The following is a 21,467-nucleotide window of genomic DNA, read 5'->3' as shown; positions in this document are numbered from 1 at the left end:
ATGGCAAGGGCAATTGTACACATGGATCTGGATACCTTTTTTGTATCCTGTGAAAGACGCACCAACTCCGAACTCAACGGGATTCCGCTTATTATAGGCGGCGGAGACCGTGGTGTTGTGGCCTCATGTTCCTATGAAGCCCGTAAATTTGGAGTACGTTCTGCCATGCCGATTCGTATGGCATTAAAACTTTGTCCGGATGCAAAAGTCATGAAAGGTGATATGGAATTGTATTCGCAATTATCGCATGATGTTACACAAATTCTTCAGGAAAAAGCCCCCGTTTTAGAAAAAGCGAGTATCGATGAATTTTATCTCGACATTACCGGGATGGATAAATTTCACGGCAGTTATAAATGGACTAACGAATTGGCACAATCTGTAATTAAAGAAACCGGATTACCTATTAGCTTTTCATTATCTATTAATAAAACAGTTTCCAAAATTGCAACCGGAGAAGGCAAACCAGTAGGAAAGCTCGAAATTCCGGAACAAGATGTGCAGGACTTTTTGAATCCTTTATCGATTCAGAAAATCCCAATGGTCGGGGCGGTTACTTTTCAGCTTTTGTCTAGAATTGGCGTTCGTAAAATTCAGACTCTAGCCGAAATGCCTGCCGAAATTTTACAACAAATGATTGGTAAAAATGGTCTGGAGCTCTGGAAAAAAGCACACGGAATTGACCATACTCCCGTTGAACCTTATACCGAAAGAAAATCAATATCTACCGAAACTACCTTTTCTCAGGATACGATCGACATTGCAAAACTGAAAAGAATACTTTTAGGAATGGTCGAAAAACTGGCTTTCCAGCTTAGGGCTGAGCAATGGCTAACCTCAACGGTTACAGTGAAAATACGTTATGCTAATTTTGATACCGAAACCAAACAATGCAGGGTCGCTTATACCTCAGCCGATCATATCCTGACCAAAAATGTGATGGAACTTTTTGAAAAAGTCTATCAGCGTCGTATGCGTCTGCGTTTGATAGGCATTCGCTTTAGCGGATTGGTACGCGGAACTTACCAAATTGATCTTTTTGAAGATACTCAGGAAATGTTATCACTTTATGAAGCGATGGATAAAATGAAAAAACGCTATGGTTTTGACGCCGTAATGCGCTGTGCCGGAGCTTCTTTTAAACCTAATACTAAAGACGAAATTTTAAAACGAACCAAATAATGCATCTTAATTGTCATTCATACCATTCATTACGTTACGGCACAATTCCGCTTAAAGAATTGGTTGATCAGGCCGTTTCCTGTGGTATAAAAACAATGGCACTTACAGATATTAATACCGTTACCGGAATTTATGATTTTATAAAAGCATGTCAGGAAAAAGAAATTAAACCTTTAATTGGAATGGAATTTCGATGCCGTCATCAATTCAGATATATTGGTCTGGCACAAAATGCAGAAGGTTTGGGAGAAATGAACCGCTTCTTAACAGATCATAATTTCAGCGGAGAACTTTTGCCTTCAATTGCACCTGAATTTAAATCAGTATTCGTGATTTATACTTTAGAAAATGCTCCGGAAGTTCTTCGCGAAAATGAATTCATCGGGATTCGTCCTGAAGAAGTTTCCAGACTTCTTACATCCGAACACAAAAATAAAATGAATCAGATGGTTGTTTTGCAGCCTGTCACTTTTAGAACTAAAACAGAACACAATCTGCATAAAATTCTTCGGGCAATTGATACCAATATTATTTTATCTAAACTAACAGAATATGATTACTGCAAAGCTTCTGAAATACTGCAACCTTTAGAATCTCTTTTGCCTTTTTATGAAAAATATCCTAAAATTATAACCAACACTCAGCAAATCATTGATTCCTGTAATTTTGAATATGATTTTGGAGTTCCAAAAAACAAAAAATTCTATACTAATAGTCGTCAGGAAGATTTAGAAAAACTGACTGATCTGGCTTGGGAAGGATTCGAAAAACGTTATGAAAACGAGAATCTGGAAGCAAAAAAACGTGTCGAAAAAGAACTGAAAGTTATTGATGAATTAGAATTCAGCGGCTATTTCTTAATCACCTGGGATATTATTCAATACAGCAACAGTCAGGGTTTTATGCATATTGGCCGCGGAAGCGGTGCAAACAGTATTATCGCTTATTGTCTCGAAATTACAGACATCTGCCCTATTGAACTGGATTTATATTTTGAACGTTTTTTAAATCTCAACCGCAAAACTCCTCCCGATTTTGATATTGACTGGAGCTGGAAAGAACGCAATATAATTCTGGAATATATATTCGGAAAATACGGTAAAAATCATGTTGCTTTTTGCGGTACGAATATCGAATTCAAATATCGTTCTATTTATAGGGAGGTTGGAAAAGTTTTTGGGCTTCCAAAAGAAGAACTGGATATGCTGGCTAAAAATCCCGAAGAGCTTCACGAAACAAATAAGATCGTAAAACAAGTTCAGTATTATGGTCGTATGCTCGGCAAATACCCAAACCAGCGTAGTATGCATGCTTGTGGTATTCTAATTTCCGAGGAACCTATTACGAATTACACTCCTTTAGAAATGCCTCCAAAAGGATTTCCGATCGTATTGTTTGACATGCATATTGCCGAAGAGATTGGTTTTGAAAAATTCGATATCCTGAGTCAGCGAGGCATTGGTCATATTGACGACAGCGTAAAACTCATTGCTAAAAACCAAGGTATAAAAGTTGACATTCGCAATACTTCAATTTCTAAAGACGAAGCTTTATGTAATGTTTATTTGGCTCAGGGAAAAACGATTGGCTGCTTTTATATCGAAAGTCCTGCCATGCGTGGTTTATTACGCCGACTAAATTGCGATAATTATAAAATTCTGGTGGCGGCTTCCTCTATCATTCGGCCCGGTGTAGCACAATCCGGAATGATGAAAGAGTATATTTTTCGCCATAATAATCCAACCCAGTTTGAGTATTTTCACGAAGTTTTCAGGGAGCATCTCGGTGAAACTTACGGCATTATGGTCTATCAGGAAGATGTGATTAAAATCGCGCAGCATTACGGCGGACTTCCCGCTGCTGACGGCGATATTCTACGCCGTGCCATGTCCGGAAAAGGAAGATCTCTGGAAGCTTTGCAAAAAGTAAAAGATAATTTCTATGCGAGCTGTGCTCAAAAAGGACATCCGGAAATGCTGAGTCAGGAAATTTACCGTCAGATTGAATCTTTTGCCGGATACTCTTTTTGCAAAGCGCACTCGGCTTCTTATGCGGTCGAAAGTTATCAGAGCTTATTCCTGAAAGTTTATTATCCTGTAGAGTTTATGACCGCAGTAATCAATAATCAGGGCGGATTTTACAGAACCGAAGTTTACGTACATGAAGCGCGTATGTCTGGCGGCAACATTCACAACCCCTGTGTGAATAAAAGCGAATATCAGACTACTTTATATGGTACGGATATTTATCTTGGCTTTATGCATCTGCAAAGCCTGGAGTCTAAAACGGCTCACCTAATCGAATCGGATCGGGAGAAAAACGGGGCTTTTCTTTCTTTGGAGGATTTTATCAACCGAATTCCTATTGGTATTGAGAGCATGAAAATTCTAATTTTTATAGATGCTTTTCGTTTTACAGGAAAAACCAAAAATCAGCTTTTGGTCGTCGCAAGTTTACTTCTTAATAATTTCAAGCCCGAAAACAGAAACCTGAGGCTGATACAGGAACCGGTAAAGGAATACAAACTTCCTACTCTGGAACGTTCTTTATATGAAGATGCTTTTGATGAAATTGAACTATTAAGCTTTCCTGTATCCTGTACCGTTTTTGACCTTTTACAAACCAAACACCGCGGCGATATTATGGCCAAAGATTTAGTTGCCCATCATAAAAAACAAGTTCGTATGCTCGCTTACCTCATTTCAAGGAAACAAGTCCCTACCAAAAAAGGAACCATGTATTTTGGTACCTGGATCGATCATGAAGGCACTTATTTTGATACTGCACATTTTCCTGATAGTCTCGCAAACTATCCTTTTCAGGGTGGCGGCTGCTATCTTTTATTAGGAAATGTCGAAGTCGATTATCATTTTCCAACTATTACAATAACCAAGATGGCCAAAATGCCTTTTATTCCGGATCCACGTTATATGGATGCTAAAGATCAGTTTAAAACACAACGCCAAATTAAGGAAGATGTTAGTCCAACGCATCGGGAGCCTTATCCGCAAGGGCATGAGATTAATTTACCCCGACACCGAATGAAGTTTTAGTTTTCAATCGCAGTCGACACAGTTTTCAGCCAAATAAACAGTCATTAAAAAAATGTACACTGAGACTGAAAACTAAAAAGAAATAAGTTAGACGTTATATAAATGAGATGAAAAAAACGGAATATGCCATAGTCGATATCGAAACCACAGGAGGGAATGCCAGTGGCAGCTGCATCACAGAAATTGCCATTATAATTCACGATGGCAAAGAAGTAATTGATCACTTTGAAACACTTATTAACCCACAAAAGGAAATACCTCCTGCTATTTTTGCTTTAACGGGTATTAACAATGAAATGGTAGCTAATGCGCCAATCTTCGATGATATTTCAGAGAAAGTATTAGAGATGCTTACGGATCGAATCTTCGTGGCTCATAATGTCAATTTCGATTATTCGTTTGTTCGTCATCAACTTGAACAAGCAGGTTTTAAATGGACAGCAAAAAAGTTATGTACCGTTCGCGCAGCCAGAAAAATCAGACCGGGTTTCCCCTCCTATAGTTTAGGAAAACTTTGCAATTCGCTCGACATCCCTTTAGAAAACCAGCATCGCGCGGGCGGAGATGCAGCCGCTACCGCTATATTGTTTTCGCGATTACTCGAATGGGACAATGAAGGTCACATGGAACAAATGATCAAAAACACGGCACAAGATCAGCGTTTGCCTCCTAACCTTCCGCCAGAAGATTTTAATAATTTGCCCGAAAAACCGGGTGTATATTATTTTTATAATGAGGTAAAAAAAGTAATCTACGTGGGAAAAGCGGTTAATATAAAAAAACGAGTTGCCTCTCATTTTAGCGGTCACAAAATTAATCCGCAAAGACAACATTTCTTACGAGATATTTATTCCATTTCCTATGAAGTTTGTGGTAACGAGTTAATGGCGCTGCTATTAGAATGTACTGAAATCAAACACCTTTGGCCAACGTACAACAGAGCTTTAAAACGATTTGAACCAAAATTTGGATTGTACGAATATGAAGCCCGCAACGGGTATAAATACCTGGCAATTGGTAAACTCAATAAATTCCAGTCGTGTATTGAGCATTTCAGCAGTTTACACGAAGCAACAAATATACTGCGGGGTTTAGCAGAACGATTTGAAATTGATTATCGATTTTGCAAATATTCAAAACCTGAAGAAGGCGAACTATTTCAACATAATAATGTAACAGATTTACCGGATCCCTTCCTCCACAATGAGCAAGTCGACAATGCTATTGATTTTTTATTAAGCAACAGACCCACTTTTGCAATTATAGAAAAAGGAAGAACAGCGCACGAACGCAGTTGCATTTGGATAGAAAACGGTCATTTTCATGGCATGGGATATATTCCGTTGGATGTTGCGATTACTGATCCTTCGGAAGTGAAAAATTATACCACACCTTATAAAAGCAATCAATACATTGTGCAATTGATTTTTGCTTATGCAGAGAAAAATCCCCGAAAAGTTTTTTTCAACAAAAATTTGCTAACATCAAGGATATAAAACGAATCTAATTTTAAAAATAGAGCTATAAACTTAAAGTATTGACTTATGACACTCTTTAGCGATACCGAATTATTTGTCACAGGTTTGAAAGGAAAAAAAATATTTGACCTGCCTGATGCAGAACTTATTTTGATCGATAACTTTTTTACTAAAGAAGAATCTGATCGTTTTTACGAAAAATTACTTCATCAAACTAAATGGAGAGAATATGAAATGGAAATGTATGATAAAATTGTTACAGCCCCCCGAATGATTTCCTGGTACGAAGATAAAGATAATGTTGGAGCAGATCAAAATGGCCCCGACTGGACTTATGAATTGTTAACGATTAGAGGCCGTGTTGAAAAAGAAACCCAGCTTGATTTTAATAGTCTGTTGCTTAATTTATATCGAAATGGTAATGATGGTGTTTCCTGGCATAGCGACAAAGAACATAACTCCGGACCAAACCCAATTATAGCTTCGGTTACTTTTGGAGAAACCCGAATGTTCCGATTACGGCATAAATTCCGAAAAGAAATTCCACAAGTAGAAATTCCGCTACATCATGGTTCTTTTCTATTAATGTCCGGAACGACCAATAGTTTTTGGCAACATCAGGTTCCAAAAACTGCTCGTGATGTTTTACCAAGGATCAACCTGACCTTTAGAAGAACCGACAGAAAAACTTGATTTTGTAAAACTTGTCCTGAAATATAATAACTCAAAAGGCGTTATTCCTACTGTAAAATAGTGTGGAAAATTCCTCCTCAAAAAGTTAAAATACTCAGTGTATGAACCTTTTATTAGGCAAACCCTATCTTTTTTACTACTTTTGCAACCTTTTTTTACCTATATATTACCACAATGGCTTATTCAAACAATGATTTAATGCGTTTTTTAGATGCGCAAAACAAACTTTATCTTACTGCTCTTTCTGAAATTAAAAAAGGGAAAAAGGAGACACATTGGATGTGGTTCATTTTTCCTCAAATTAAAGGATTGGGTAAGAGCGATACTGCAAATTATTATGCCATTAACGATCTAAAAGAAGCAACCGAATTTTTAGGGCACCCTATTTTAGGAAAACATCTTATCGAAATTTCGGAGCTGTTTTTGACTTTTAAAAGAAAATCAGCCGATGGAATTTTAGGTGATTTAGATGCGCGTAAATTACGTTCGTCTATGACACTTTTCTCTTTGGTTGAAAATACAAATCCTGTATTTCAGGAAATCTTAGATGCTTTTTTCTCAGGAGAAAAAGATCCTCTTACTTTGTCTATTATTAATTCATCTATAAAATCTTCTGTTGAAACTGAAATGGTATAATTTCCATTTTCAATACATTAGATCATTTCAATTAAAAACACTACGTTTTTTGCTTTTTGCAAATTAGTAGTGTTTTTTTTAGCCCACAGATTTTACGGATGAAACGGGTTTGTACCGATTTTTTATTACTCGAAAGAAACCATAAAAAAATGCCTTGCTAAAAACAAAGCATTTATATTTTGAAATAAAATCAAAGTAAAAAAAGAAAACCTGCGTTAATCCGCTTGATCCGTAGAACCCGCGGGCAAATTCACACCGCATTTAAACTTAGAACCTTAGTATCTCAGCACCTTAGCACCTCCTTTTAAACTTCTTTTGGTTTCGTCAAGTAATACACCGGAATTCCAGTTAACATGATCAAAACTCCCCATCCGCAGGTTGAGAATTTTGTAAGCAACAACGAAATACAAATTGCAGTCGCAATTACAATGTACAGCATTGGTAAAAATGGATATCCAAAAGCTTTATATGGTCGTTCGGCTTCCGGCATCTTTTTTCTCAAAATGAAGATTCCATAAATAGTTAAAATGTAAAAAATCAATACAATGATAATTACAAAATCTAACAAATCACCATACTTCCCTGTCAGACACAAAGCCGAAGCCCAGAAACACTGCGCCCATAAAGCCCAGCCCGGAACACTTGATTTGTTTAAAACGGCTGCTTTTTTAAAGAAAAGACCGTCTTTTGCCATGGTATAGTATACTCTCGCACCCGCCATAATTAATCCGTTGTTGCACGCAAAAGTCGAAATCATAATCATGATTGCAATAATCAGCGTACCAATATTACCAAAAATATAATGCGAAGCCACAACTGCTACACGATCTGATTTAGCTGTTGCAATCTCGTCTAACGGAACTACCGCCAAATACATTAGATTTGTCAAAACATAAATAATCGTTACAATAAAAGTTCCTAAAAACAAACTGAAACCTACATTACGCTTTGGGTTTTTAATTTCACCCGCAATAAAAGTAACTCCATTCCAGGCATCACTCGAAAATAACGAGCCCACCATCGCAGCCGAAATTCCACTAATTAAAGCTGTCCCACTAATAGGCAGCCATGAGCCACTTTCTGCATTATAGGTACGTGTTGCCCAAGCATTTTCTCCCCAATTGGCATCCCAAATCGAAGCTTTTGCGCCCAAGATCAATCCAAAAACAATTAATCCCAGCAATGATAAAATTTTGATAATGGTCAGAACTGTTTGTAAAATTTTACCATTCTTTACCCCCCGGCTATTAATTATCGTCAATACAACAATTGTAAAAATTGAAACCAGCTGAGCCGCGTTGAGCTTAAAAGCCCCCAATTCATAAAGTATGTTTTCGTCACTCAATGGCTCATACAAATAAGCGGCAAACTTTGAGAACGCAACGCCAACCGCAGCAATCGTTCCTGTCTGGATTACAGCAAAAAAACTCCAGCCGTACAAAAAGGCAATAAGCTTATTATAAGCTTCTTTTAGATACACATATTGCCCTCCGGCTTTTGGGAACATTGCGCTAAGCTCGCCATAACTCACAGCAGCTATTACGGTAATCAATCCCGAAAGGAGCCAAATTAGCGTTAGCCATCCTGCCGAGCCTACCTGCCTGGTGATATCGGCACTCACAATAAATATTCCTGATCCAATCATAGAACCTACCACAAGCATGGTTCCATCTAATAATCCGAGTTCTCTTTTAAAATCTTCCTGGTCGTTTTCTTGCATAATTTTAGTTTTTGGGTTGGTTAAAGATATACTTTTTTCTTAAATTTTAGATTTCAAAATTCAAATCCCAAAATCTAAATTCCAAATCCCAAAAATCTAAAATAAATTGGGTATATCCTTCCGGGTTGGGCTTTCGGCTATATCTTTTGTTCCGTTTCTATTTTTATAAAAGCATACAAAGAGTCAATAAAAATAACACCTTCTAAATAATTGAAAGAGATATTTTATATTTTAGCTCTTATTAAAGTTCAACATTACAACGCAACAATCTATAAAAATAGAATCGAAATATCTTTATGTATCAAATGTCTAAAGAAGAAGAAATAATCAATAAGGTTGCCCAGGATAAAATAAACTTTAATCTCGGAGTACAGCTTTTGTTAGAAGATCCCGATTATGATTTTGAAAGGCTGCTTACATCTTTAAAAAATTATATATTCAGCGCTATTCCTGAAAAAAATCATTACGATACAGAAACTTATCAAAATGCCATTAATACAATTCCATTAAAATCAACCTACACCCCTATTGTACTTTTAAAAAGTTTCCCAACACGAATTGCTTTTTATAAACTCGCGGAACTTCCTGAAAACGAAAATAAAAAGGTTTTAATTTCATTACTGTGGATTTTTAAAATAACCAATACTGTGCGAAGAAATACGGAATGTAAAAATGGCGGTGGGCATTTTTGGCATGAATTTGAATAAAACACACTGTCTTATCTTTAAATACTTAGAAGCTACAACTCACCAAAAAGTTGTAGCTTTTTTAAGAACCTATAAGAAAAACTCCTTTTTAAATCACATCCAGAATTGTTAAACAAAAGAATAACTTATTCCAAGTTTTTTTTATTTGTGTTATTTTTTCATTTCTAAATTAAACTTTACGCAATACAGTATACTATACTTTATCAAAATCCGAAAAACAATAATAAAACACCTCATATCATCCAATTACATAAAAAAACATCGTGAAAAATAAATTTAACAAGAAAAAATAACTCGTTTGTAAAACTATATCCTTTTTTTATTAAATTTATGAGGGTGTAAACTAATCTTAGGAAATTAAGTTTTTATTAACAATTGTTTATTTTAAAACCGTTAAAAAACAACACTCTCAGTAACCTGCTTTTCTCAGAAAGACACCTTCAGCCATAAGCATTCTTACCGGATAAAGAAAAAGCAGTATTAACCTCCAAATCTGAAAATTATGCCTAAGAGTCCGTTTTTTAAAAATATACGTTTCCCAAATGTTTTCATTCCATTGATAATTGTAATTATTTCCTGCGCATTACTTATCTGCATCAACTTTTTTACGATCAAAATATTATCTGCCAACAGGGCCTACGTTAATGGCGAATCACATTATTCAAAAGGTCAAAAAGATGCGGCACGATATCTCATTATGTATCTTTTTACTAAAGATCCGAATCAATGGAAACTCTTTTCTCAGGAATTAAAGGTTCCTCAGGGGGACGGTATTGCCAGAAGAACTCTTTTAAAAGAAGGAGATAACGAAATTGCCCGACAAGGGTTTCTCACAGGACGAAACCACAAAGATGACCTGGACGATATTGTCTGGCTGTTTGTAAATTTTAAAAATGTATCCTTTCTGGCAAAAGCAATTCACGAATGGGGTCAGGGCGACGAACTAATATTCAAATTAGCGTCTCTGGGGCAGCAAGTGGATGCCGAGATAAAACAAGATCTTCTAACCCCTGCCAGTCAGCAAAAATTTCTTAACGAAATAAGTACAATCAGCGATAAACTCACTATTAACGAACGTAATTTCCTGAATACTTTGGGAGAAGGAACACGAAAAATCAAAAGCCTCCTTATTATAACCAATATCGTTTTTATTCTGATAATTGTGATAAGCGTATGTTCGTACTATGCGATTATGGTAAAGCGTTTACTAATTTCCAAGAAAGAAATTGAAGAAAAAAACGAAAACCTTATCCTTGTCAATCACGAGCTGGATCGGTTTGTTTACAGTGCATCTCACGATCTGAGATCGCCTATAACATCTTTAAAAGGTCTCATCGAAATTACCCAGCTCGAAGATGACATTCACCAGATCAGAGACTATTTAACGCTCATGCATAAAAGTCTCACCAAACAGGATCAGTTTATAGTTGACATCATCGATTACTCAAAAAACAAACGAAAACAGGTTGTAATAGAACCTGTCAGTTTAAAAGAACTATTTGACGAGATTATTTCACAATTGATGCATATTGAAAATGCCAACAAAATAAAATTTAAAAAGGAATTATTAGTCGATATCATCCAAAGCGATGACCTACGTTTAAGAATCATTATTTCGAATTTACTCTCCAATGCCATCAAATATGCCGATGTCAATAAGTCGGAAATGTTTATTTCGATTAAAACTTATACGGACGGGGGGTGTGATAAAATAGAGATAACAGATAACGGAATTGGAATTAAAGACGAATTTAAAGACAGTATTTTTGAAATGTATTTTGGTACAAACAAAAACAAAGGTTCTGGATTAGGTCTTTATATTGCAAAAGAAGCTGTAGAAAACATCAAAGGAAGTATTTCGGTTTTCTCTGAAAATACTGTCGGGAGTAAATTTATTGTAGCAATTCCTATTTCTCATGCAAACTAAACCTGTATTTCTAATCGTCGATGACAATTTGATCGATCAGCTTGTCATTACACAGTTACTTAAAAAAGTACTGGATATTGACGAGATCTTCATCGCAAATAACGGTAAAGAAGGAATTCAGTGGCTTGTTACTAACAATAACCATCCGCTCATTATTTTATTGGATATTCAGATGCCTATAATGAATGGTTTCGAATTTCTGGAGGAGTTTCACAAATTAAAAAAAGAAATAAAAAAAAGAATTCGAATTTATGTACTTTCATCCACCTTAGATCCGGATGAAATTACAAAGATCAATAAAAACAAGTATGTAAGTGCTTTTTTAAACAAGCCTTTCCCTATAGAAGAATTTAAAACCCTATTGTTTAACTATTGAAGAACTCGGTTTACTTGAGAAAAGCTTCTTTGGTAGTAAGGTTCTTTAGTAGATGAAATCATTACACCTCCGTGAGTAGAAGAATGTACAAACTTAATTTCTCCTTCTGTTACCTCAACTACCATCCCAACATGATTGATACGACGTCTTCCGTTGGTCTTAAAGAAAATCAAATCTCCTTTTTGTGCGGCTTCGCTTTCAACCTTAAATCCAATTCTGGATTGTTCGATCGAACTTCTTGGCAGCTTAATATCAAAATTATTAAATGTACAAATCATCAGTCCTGAACAATCAAAACCGGCTTTCGTTGTTCCACCTGACCGATAACGCGTTCCAATATTTTCAGTTGCATTTACAATCAATTGATCAATCAAATCAGAATTATTACCCAATCTTACAAATGTAGAATCTTTTTTTACGGTAGTATCTTCAGCAATCTGAATTGGCGGTGTCGCTGTAGTGGTTTCAGCAGGTTTCATTTCTTTCAAAGCTGCTGCTTTTTCGGGCGAAACATTAATTTTAAGCAGGTAACCCACTTTTAATCTCTTCTTAATTTCAGGATTTTGTTTTTCTAATTCTTTAACAGTTATCCCAAACTCTTTTGCAATGGCATATTTTGTTTCTTTCGACAAAACCTCTCTGGTTACTTCAACCTTTGCAGGTTCCTGAATATTCTCGATTACGGGAACAGTCGTCGCTACAGCAGTGTTGGTATCGACATTGGTATTGGATGGAATACTAATTTGTTGTCCAATTTTTAAACCTTCGCTTTCTAAAAGCGGATTAGCTTTCTTTAAGTCATCAACCGAAACATTGTATTTTTTCGAAATTCCCCAAAGCGTTTCTTTAGCAAGAACTTCATGAGAACCCGGAGTTACAACCGGAGTAGTATTTGTAACCGTTTCGGCAGCTTTCTTAGCAACTGTTTTATTGTGATTGGGTATTAATAAAACGGAATTTAGTTTTAAAACTTTGGGCGCATTAGGGTTTGCTGCTGCAATATCTTTTGGTTTTACTCCGTATTTTTTAGCAATTACAGTGAGATTTTCTCCTTGTGAGATTTTGTGCTTAATATACTTTTCCTGTGAAAAAGCACCAACACTGAAAAAAAACAAAATTACTATTAACCTGGAAACCATTATCTATTACATTTTTATCTTTTATTACACGCTCTGAATTGAATTACTTTCTGAATTATAAACTCAAAAAAAGGGAATTATTTTACCCGATAAGCGAATTTAACTTTTTAAAGTAAAAAAAGCATCTTTTTTAACAACTAATTTTGTTCAATTTAACAATTTCGGCATAAAAATTGAGTCAACCCTTTGAAATAATGCTCTTTATAAAAGGCACTATTTTCAAACCAAAATAACCAATCTTAACCAAAAAACCGTGTGAAAAAACTACTCTTACTTTTCATTCTATCCCCTTTATTATCAGCTGCCCAGAATATAAATGGCACTATAATTTCTCAGGAAACCAAACTTCCAATTGCAAATACCAATGTATTTGCCTTATCAAGCAAAACTGGAACCATAACAGATGAAGAAGGTAAATTTTCTTTAAAGCTTCTTTCAAAATTTAAAGACAATGAGGTACTAGAATTCTCACATATTGGTTATGCTACCGCACAATTCTCTCTCAGCTATCTGAAAAAACAAAACTATAAGGTTTTTCTTGAAAATGAAGTTCAAAATCTATCGGGCGTAACTGTTAAAACCAATCCCAAATTGAATTTAAAACTTCCCTACAGCAAATTAACTTCAATGAAACATAGTATTTTTTCGTTTGGATCTTTTTTGAAGGACGATAAAATTTACATCATTGGCGGCGATGCTTCTTATGAGATGAACCGACTGGAATTATTGCGATCCAAAAGAGCTGATTTTACCTTAACCATCTATCTGGAAGAATACCGACAAAACGCTGTTCTTTCTTATTTTAGACGAGATTTCTCTATTTATGACATCAAAACAAACACCTGGGAATATCCGAAATTAAAACCCAAATTAAAGAAAAGAGCCCATCATAACATTCATTACTACAACAATTCAATTTATGTTTTAGGCGGAAAATCACTTAAGGTCAATCAAAAAAGCAATTGGGAATACCTTCAAAATGAAAACGAAGTTCTGGACATAAACAATCAAACAATTAAAACAGACTATACAACCCCACATCAGGCAGCTGATTTTGCATCCTTTACCTATAAGGATAATATTATTGTAATGGGAGGTTCTGTAAAATTATCGGAAAGTGGAAAAAAAGATTTTACCAACAAGGTACATTTGTACAACATTACTTCAGGATACTGGTATGAACTTGATCCTATGCCAACCGCAAAAGAAACATCGGGAATTGTGATAGACGATACCATTTATCTTATTGGTGGAGATGACGGAAAACCGGTACCTAAAATAGAAACCTTTGACTTAAATACTCAGGCATGGCAAACAGAAGGCGATTTATTTTACGGATTGGAAAAACCAGCCATAGCCTATCACGACAACATAATTTATATTTATGAAGATCGCACAATGTATACGTACGATTTAAAAACTAAACAACTTAAAGAATACGAAACGGAGTTAGCCCTAAAGTATTCCACTATGTATTTTGCCGATAACAAACTATATATTTTAGGAGGACGTAAGGAAAGTAAATATGAAAAATCTCCTTCCTCAAATATTTTTACATTTGATCTTGAAGATTTCAAAAATACGAAACCTGCCCGAACCAAAACCCTAAAGAGAGAAATGAACCTGGCCAAAGCCAATTAAAAAAGCTTTTCACTATTTGAAACTAATTTACTTTATAACAACCAAAAATCAATCTTAATCTGAACAGCGTGAAAAAATTACTTTTACTTTTTATTTTTTGCCCCTTATTAGCCGTCGCCCAAAACATAAAAGGCGTAGTCATTTCTCAAAAAGGCAGTCTTCCGCTTGAAAACACCAATATATTGGCGCTATCAAGCAAAACAAGGACGATAACGGATGAAAACGGTAAATTTTCTTTAAAACTTCTTCCCGAATTTAAAAATGAGGAGACCATAGAATTCTCTCATTTGGGATACAAAACAATAAGAATATCACTGAGCTATTTAACGAGGCAAAATTTTACCGTTTCACTTGAAGAAAACGTCGAAAATTTATCCGGAGTAACTATTGCCTCTAATTCAAAATTAAAAACTAAGATTTCATTCAACAAATTAGCCTCTTTAAAATATCCTATTTTCTCCTTTGGTTCTTTTTTAAAGGAGGATAAAATTTATGTTAGCGGTGGAGATGCTTATTCCGAAATAGACCAGCTGGCAAAAGTACGGGCCAAAAAAGCCGACCCAAACTTTCAGGATTTTCTGGACGAAACTCTAAATACAGGAAAACGCCATTATAAAAAACACCTTTCTGTTTATGACATAAAGAATGATACCTGGGAGGTTCAGGATTTAAAACTGTTGCCCAGAGCTTATCATAACATTCATTTCTACAACAACCTGATTTATGTTTTGGGCGGAAAAAAAATATTGGTTAACAAGATCAGCAGTTGGGAATACTTACAAGATAAGATTGAAGTTGTAGATCTTGACAAACATAGTATTAAAATAGATAAGGCGAATCCACATCAGGCAGCTGATTTTGCGTCCTTTAGTTATAATGACAATATCATTGTAGCCGGAGGATCGGTAAAGATGGACGAAAAGGGTAAAAAAGACTTTACCGATAAAATGCATTTGTACAATATTACATCAGGATACTGGTACGAACTTCCCAGTATGCTAATCGCTAAAGAAACGACCGGGATATTGATTGACAACAAAATTTATTTCATTGGCGGATACAATGGAAAACCTTTGTCGCAAATAGAAACTTTTGATTTGACAACAGAAAAATGGGAGTTTCCCGGTGAATTATTCACTCCCTTAGAAAGACCTGCTATTGCCTATAACAACAATATAATTTACTTTTTTGAGGATCGAAAAATGTATACTTATGAATTAAAAACAAAGCAGTTAAAAGAATTTGAAATCGAACTGGAGTCAAAACGTGCTGCAATGTATTACTACAACAATAAATTATATATTATTGGAGGACGCATCGACAATAGCTATTCTCAAATACCCTCGGAAAAAGTATTCAGCATTGATGTCGATGAATTTGAAACCACAAAACCCAACAAAACGAAGATCTTATCCCAAGAAGTGAGTGCTGCTAAACCTCTTGAATAAGCATAAAAGCTTGCTTATTTCAATTTTAAAAATGAGATTAAGTATGATTGAAACCGAATTAAAATCTTGAATTTTATATAAAAAAAATGCTCTGTTTTCACAGAGCATTTTTAATAGCAATAAATAGTATCGATTAGGCTTTCCCGGCAGCAATTAAGTTTAGTGCCGAACCGGCAACGAACCAGCCAATCTGGCCTTCGTTGTAGGTATGGTTGGCCAGAATAATATCTTTGGTACCATCTGCGTGAACGAACTCTAATGTTAATGGCTTTCCGGGAGCAAACTCAGTTAAATCAGTAAAATTGATTGTATCATTCTCCTGAATTTTATCGTAATCGGTTTCATTCGCAAAAGTCAATCCCAAAAGACCTTGTTTTTTAAGGTTTGTTTCGTGAATACGGGCAAACGATTTTACCAATACTGCTTTAACTCCTAAGAAACGTGGTTCCATAGCAGCATGCTCACGAGACGAACCTTCACCATAATTGTGATCCCCCACAACAATAGACGGAACTCCCGCAGCCTTGTATGCACGGGCTACAACCGGAACAGCGTCATACACCCCTGTTAGTTGATTTTTAACCGAGTTTGTTTTTTGGTTAAATGCGTTTACAGCACCAATCAACATATTGTTAGAAATATTATCCAGATGTCCACGGAAACGCAACCATGGTCCTGCCATAGAAATGTGATCGGTAGTACATTTTCCAAATGCTTTGATTAATAATTTTGCACCTGTAATATTTTTACCATCCCAGGCATCAAACGGAGCTAATAGTTGTAATCGTTCAGACGTTGGGCTTACCACAACCTGAACTCCTGAACCATCTTCAGCCGGAACCTGGAAGCCCGGATCTTTAACATCAAATCCTTTTGGAGGCAATTCATCCCCTGTAGGCTCATCTAGCATTACTTCTTCTCCATCTTCATTGATTAAAGTGTCTGTTAATGGATTGAAACTTAAATCTCCAGCAATCGCCATAGCCGTCACCAATTCCGGAGAACCTACAAAAGCTAAAGTATTTGGGTTACCATCTGCACGTTTGGAGAAGTTTCGATTGAAAGAGTGAACAATGGTGTTTCTTTCTTCTTTCTCTGCTCCTTCTCTGTCCCACATACCAATACAAGGTCCGCAGGCATTCGCAAAAACGGTCGCTCCAATTTTGTGAAAAGTATCAATAAAACCATCACGTTCGATTGTATAACGAACCACCTCAGAACCTGGTGTAATTGTAAATTGAGATTTCGTTTTTAAGTTTTTTGCGCTTACCTGTCTTGCCAAAGAAGCCGCACGGGAAATATCTTCGTAAGAGGAATTGGTACAAGAACCAATTAAACCTACCTGAATTTGTAAAGGCCAGTTATTTTTTATTGCTTCCTCTTTCATTTTAGAAATTGGAGTCGCTAAATCCGGAGTAAAAGGTCCGTTTAAATGCGGCTCTAATTCGGATAAGTTAATTTCTATCACCTGATCAAAATACTTTTCAGGGTTAGCATATACTTCCGGATCTCCTGTTAAGTAAGAAGCCACTTTATCGGCAGCATCCGCAACATCAGCTCTGTTTGTAGAACGCAGGTAACGGCTCATAGAAGCATCGTAACCAAAAGTTGAAGTTGTAGCTCCAATTTCTGCACCCATGTTACAAATCGTGCCTTTTCCGGTACAAGACATAGAAGTTGCTCCTTCACCAAAATATTCAACAATAGCACCCGTCCCCCCTTTTACAGTCAGAATACCTGCTACTTTAAGAATAACATCTTTAGGAGCTGTCCAACCTGATAATTTACCTGTTAGTTTTACTCCAATTAGCTTAGGGAATTTCAACTCCCAGGCCATACCAGACATCACATCTACAGCATCTGCCCCACCAACACCAATAGCAACCATTCCTAAACCACCTGCATTTACAGTATGAGAATCGGTACCAATCATCATTCCTCCCGGGAATGCATAATTTTCAAGTACCACTTGGTGAATAATTCCAGCTCCTGGTTTCCAGAAACCAATTCCATATTTATTAGAAACTGATGATAAGAAATCAAAAACTTCATTACTTTGTGTTTTTGCTCTGGCCAAATCGGTTACAGCATCTACTTTTGCCTGAATCAGGTGATCACAATGTACTGTTGTAGGTACTGCCACCTTAGCTTTACCAGCGTGCATAAATTGCAACAATGCCATTTGAGCTGTTGCATCCTGACAGGCTACACGATCCGGTGCAAAATCAACATAATCTACTCCTCTTCCAAACGCCTTTGTTGGATTTCCATCCCAAAGGTGATTGTACAAAATTTTCTCTGTTAAGGTAAGTGGACGACCAACAATTTCGCGTGCTTTATCAACACGACCTGGCATGTTCTCATACACTTTTTTAATCATTTCAATATCAAAAGCCATAAGTATAATTGTTTTTGTTTGTTTTTTTGAACATCCCAAGTTACAAAAAATAGAGGAGTTGTAAAAGAAAAAGCCCGAGTTTATCACTCGGGCTCTCTATATATAATGATTATAACTAATCGTAGATTACATCACTAACAGTTTATGAGAAGGTGCAAACCTAGTCAGGCTAATACCCTCTACTGCCGCTGTATACTCATCAAGTGTTGGGGTTCTTCCCAAAATTGTAGACAATACTACAACAGGTGTAGAAGAAAGCAATGACTCTCCTTTTTTACCTTCGGTATCTTCAACGACTCTTCCTTGGAATAAACGAGTAGAAGTTGCCATTACGGTATCTCCTTTTGCCGCTTTTTCCTGGTTACCCATACAAAGGTTACATCCCGGACGCTCTAAATACAACATGTTCTCGTATTCAGTACGTGCAGCACCTTTAGGAGCACTATCGTTAAATTCGAAACCAGAATATCTTTGTAAAACTTCCCAGTCTCCTTCGGCTTTAAGTTCATCTACAATATTGTAAGTTGGTGGAGCTACTACAAGAGGAGCTTTAAACTCAACTTTACCGTGAAGATCTTCTATGTTTTTAAGCATTTGAGCTAAAATCTTCATATCTCCTTTGTGTACCATACAAGAACCAATAAATCCAAGATCTACTTTTTTCTCTCCTCCATAAAAAGACAGAGGTCTGATGGTATCGTGTGTGTATCGCTTAGAAACATCTGCATTATTTACGTCTGGATCCGCGATCATTGGCTCAACAATCTGATCCAAATCAACAACAACCTCTGCATAATACTTCGCATTTGCATCCGGAGTCAATGCTGGTTTTTCAGCTGATTTAATCTCTGCAATTCTCTTATCTGCTTTATTGATCAATCCCTGAAGAACTTGTTTTTCGTTGTCCATTCCTTTGTCGATCATGATCTGGATTCTGCCTTTTGCAATCTCAAGAGATTCGATCAAAGTATCGTCCTCAGAAATACAGATAGAAGCTTTTGCTTTCATTTCTGCCGTCCAGTCTGTAAACGTGAATGCCTGGTCAGCAGTAAGAGTTCCAATATGAACCTCAATAATTCTACCCTGGAATACGTTTTCACCGCCAAACTTTTTAAGCATTTGGGCTTGTGTAGCGTGAACTACATCACGGAAATCCATATAATCTTTCATTTCTCCCTTGAACGTTACCTTCACTGATTCAGGAATTGGCATTGAAGCCTCACCTGTAGCAAGTGCTAACGCAACTGTTCCTGAGTCTGCACCAAAAGCAACTCCTTTAGACATTCTTGTATGTGAGTCACCACCAATAATGATCGCCCACTCATCAATCGTAATATCGTTAAGAACTTTATGAATTACATCTGTCATTGCATGGTAAACTCCTTTAGGGTCACGAGCAGTAATCAAACCAAAATCATTCATGAATTTCATCAACTTTGGAATATTAGCCTGAGCTTTTTTATCCCACACTGAAGCGGTGTGACAACCAGACTGGTAAGCACCGTCAACAATTGGTGAAATTACGGTAGCAGCCATAGATTCTAACTCCTGAGCTGTCATAAGACCAGTCGTATCTTGTGAACCTACGATATTAACTTCTACACGAACATCTGATCCGGCGTGTAAAACTTTACCCGGAGCAATTCCCACTGCATTTTTATTGAAGATTTTCTCTACTGCTGTAAGCCCTTGTCCTTCATGAGAAATCTCTTTTGACGGAGCAAATACAAGAGGAGCTTCAATATTAAGAAGTTTCGCCGCTAATGTTTGAAGTTTTTTACCAAATACAATTGCGTATGATCCTCCGGCTTTTATAAATTCCATTTTCTGAGGCGTGAATGCCTTAGAAATGTCAATTAACTCTTTGTCGCCGTTGTATAATTTCTTTGTTTTTGTGTTTATTGTAAGTACAGTACCTGTAGCAACAGAGTATGCTTCTTCCAGAATAGGTTCGTTATTTTCATTGCGAATAACATTACCTTCTGCATCTATTTTTTTCACCCAGTTCTTAAGGTCGAAACCAATACCACCTGTAACATCAACAGTTGTTAGGAAGATTGGAGAAATACCATTTGTACCTGCAACGATTGGAGCAATATTAATAAATGGTACATATGGACTTGCTTGTTTACCAGTCCAAAGCGCCACGTTGTTTACCCCTGACATTCTTGATGAACCTACTCCCATTGTACCTTTCTCTGCAATCAACATAACGCTTGCATCAGGATGTTTCGCCTGTAGCGCTTTGATTTCTTCTTGAGCCTGAGGAGTAATCATACATTTACCGTGAAGTTCACGATCAGAACGGGAGTGAGCCTGGTTCCCCGGAGATAACAAATCAGTAGAAATATCTCCTTCTCCAGCGATATAAGTCACTACTTTAATTTCTTCAACCACTTCCGGTAATGTAGTAAAAAACTCTGCCTGCGCATAGCTTTCAACTATCTCATTAGCGATTGCGTTACCGTTTTTAAAAGCCTCCTTTAAACGATCTGTATCTGCCTCATAAAGGTAAACCTGCGTTTTAAGAACTTTTCCTGCTTCTTTAGCAATAGCAGCATCATTACCAAGCGCTAAATCTAATAACACTTCAATAGAAGGACCACCCTTCATGTGTGACAACAATTCAAAAGCAAAAGCAGGTGTTATTTCTTTTACTTCGAATTCACCAAGAATAATTTCTTTCAAAAACTTAGCTTTTGTACCAGCAGCACTAGTAGTTCCTGGTACAACATTGTAAATGAAAAAGTTAAGAGAATCCTCTCTATACTCGTTATTTAAATCTTTAATTTGCTCAATGATTTCGCTTAGTAATTCAGCACCATCAATTGGTTTTGGGTTAAGCCCCTGAATTTTTCTTTCTTCAATCTCTTGAATATAATCCTTATAAATGTTCATAATAGAAGTATTTTGTAGGTATTTTTATTTTTTGTTCGCAAATTTAGTTATTAAAGCCGAGAATTAAAAAAAATATAACAGAACTCGCCTTTTCAAAAATTATTATTGCTAAAAAACAATTTTCACTGATCATTTTTGTCAAAATTCCAATTTTATATTAAAAAAATGAAT

At 36.3% G+C, this 21,467-nt stretch carries 14 protein-coding genes; 10 read left to right on the top strand and 4 right to left on the bottom strand.

Going from position 1 to position 21,467, the window contains the following annotated elements; translation table 11 throughout:
- From dinB to AC3IS6_RS10305, 5 genes are all read left to right on the top strand, one after another.
- Complete coding sequence (dinB, locus tag AC3IS6_RS10325; protein WP_489164792.1) at positions 1 to 1,182, top strand: DNA polymerase IV; 1,182 nt, start codon at positions 1 to 3, stop codon at positions 1,180 to 1,182.
- Positions 1,182 to 4,235: a DNA polymerase III subunit alpha gene (locus tag AC3IS6_RS10320; protein ID WP_489164791.1), complete on the top strand. Its 3,054-nt coding sequence runs from the start codon at positions 1,182 to 1,184 to the stop codon at positions 4,233 to 4,235. The genes dinB and AC3IS6_RS10320 overlap by 1 nt, the downstream gene beginning before the upstream one ends.
- A gap of 107 nt (positions 4,236 to 4,342) precedes the next feature.
- The gene (locus AC3IS6_RS10315) at positions 4,343 to 5,731 is read left to right on the top strand and encodes an exonuclease domain-containing protein (RefSeq protein WP_489164790.1); all 1,389 of its coding nucleotides are present in this window, start codon (positions 4,343 to 4,345) and stop codon (positions 5,729 to 5,731) included.
- Positions 5,732 to 5,779: 48 nt separating this feature from the next.
- Positions 5,780 to 6,406 (top strand): alpha-ketoglutarate-dependent dioxygenase AlkB family protein, encoded by a 627-nt coding sequence (locus tag AC3IS6_RS10310; protein ID WP_489164789.1) that lies wholly within the window; start codon positions 5,780 to 5,782, stop codon positions 6,404 to 6,406.
- 174 nt (positions 6,407 to 6,580) lie between these two features.
- On the top strand, positions 6,581 to 7,042 hold the full coding sequence (locus tag AC3IS6_RS10305) for a DUF1810 domain-containing protein (RefSeq protein WP_489164788.1): 462 nt from the start codon (positions 6,581 to 6,583) through the stop codon (positions 7,040 to 7,042).
- A gap of 304 nt (positions 7,043 to 7,346) precedes the next feature.
- Here AC3IS6_RS10305 and AC3IS6_RS10300 read toward each other — a convergent pair whose 3' ends face one another.
- Positions 7,347 to 8,762: an APC family permease gene (locus AC3IS6_RS10300; RefSeq protein ID WP_489164787.1), complete on the bottom strand. Its 1,416-nt coding sequence runs from the start codon at positions 8,760 to 8,762 to the stop codon at positions 7,347 to 7,349.
- A gap of 305 nt (positions 8,763 to 9,067) precedes the next feature.
- On the opposite strand from AC3IS6_RS10300, the gene AC3IS6_RS10295 reads away from it, so the two are divergent.
- From AC3IS6_RS10295 to AC3IS6_RS10285, 3 genes are all read left to right on the top strand, one after another.
- On the top strand, positions 9,068 to 9,469 hold the full coding sequence (locus tag AC3IS6_RS10295) for a DUF5958 family protein (RefSeq protein ID WP_489164786.1): 402 nt from the start codon (positions 9,068 to 9,070) through the stop codon (positions 9,467 to 9,469).
- A 502-nt stretch (positions 9,470 to 9,971) separates the two neighbouring features.
- The gene (locus AC3IS6_RS10290) at positions 9,972 to 11,396 is read left to right on the top strand and encodes a sensor histidine kinase (RefSeq protein WP_489164785.1); all 1,425 of its coding nucleotides are present in this window, start codon (positions 9,972 to 9,974) and stop codon (positions 11,394 to 11,396) included.
- A complete protein-coding gene (locus tag AC3IS6_RS10285; RefSeq protein ID WP_489164784.1) occupies positions 11,386 to 11,772 on the top strand; it encodes a response regulator in 387 nt (128 codons plus the stop codon). Before AC3IS6_RS10290 ends, AC3IS6_RS10285 begins: the two co-directional genes overlap by 11 nt.
- Here AC3IS6_RS10285 and AC3IS6_RS10280 read toward each other — a convergent pair.
- A complete protein-coding gene (locus AC3IS6_RS10280) occupies positions 11,766 to 12,911 on the bottom strand; it encodes a C40 family peptidase (protein WP_489164783.1) in 1,146 nt (381 codons plus the stop codon). The two genes, AC3IS6_RS10285 and AC3IS6_RS10280, sit on opposite strands and share 7 nt — an antisense overlap.
- 255 nt (positions 12,912 to 13,166) lie before the next feature.
- On the opposite strand from AC3IS6_RS10280, the gene AC3IS6_RS10275 reads away from it, so the two are divergent.
- Both AC3IS6_RS10275 and AC3IS6_RS10270 read left to right on the top strand, forming a co-directional pair.
- Complete coding sequence (locus tag AC3IS6_RS10275; RefSeq protein WP_489164782.1) at positions 13,167 to 14,552, top strand: Kelch repeat-containing protein; 1,386 nt, start codon at positions 13,167 to 13,169, stop codon at positions 14,550 to 14,552.
- Between the two features lie 68 nt (positions 14,553 to 14,620).
- Entirely contained in the window at positions 14,621 to 16,000 is a 1,380-nt protein-coding gene (locus tag AC3IS6_RS10270) for a carboxypeptidase-like regulatory domain-containing protein (protein ID WP_489164781.1), read from the top strand.
- Positions 16,001 to 16,133: 133 nt separating this feature from the next.
- Here the strand turns inward: AC3IS6_RS10270 and AC3IS6_RS10265 are convergent, their stop codons facing one another.
- Positions 16,134 to 18,398, bottom strand: coding sequence for an aconitate hydratase (locus tag AC3IS6_RS10265; protein ID WP_489164780.1), 2,265 nt, complete (start codon positions 18,396 to 18,398; stop codon positions 16,134 to 16,136).
- A gap of 126 nt (positions 18,399 to 18,524) precedes the next feature.
- On the bottom strand, positions 18,525 to 21,296 hold the full coding sequence (locus tag AC3IS6_RS10260) for a bifunctional aconitate hydratase 2/2-methylisocitrate dehydratase (protein ID WP_489164779.1): 2,772 nt from the start codon (positions 21,294 to 21,296) through the stop codon (positions 18,525 to 18,527).
- Between the last annotated feature and the right edge of the window lie 171 nt (positions 21,297 to 21,467).

The organism is Flavobacterium sp. KH_035, assembly GCF_057839565.1.
Note: the sequence above shows the minus strand (reverse complement) of the source record. Positions and strands in the feature narration are given on the sequence as shown.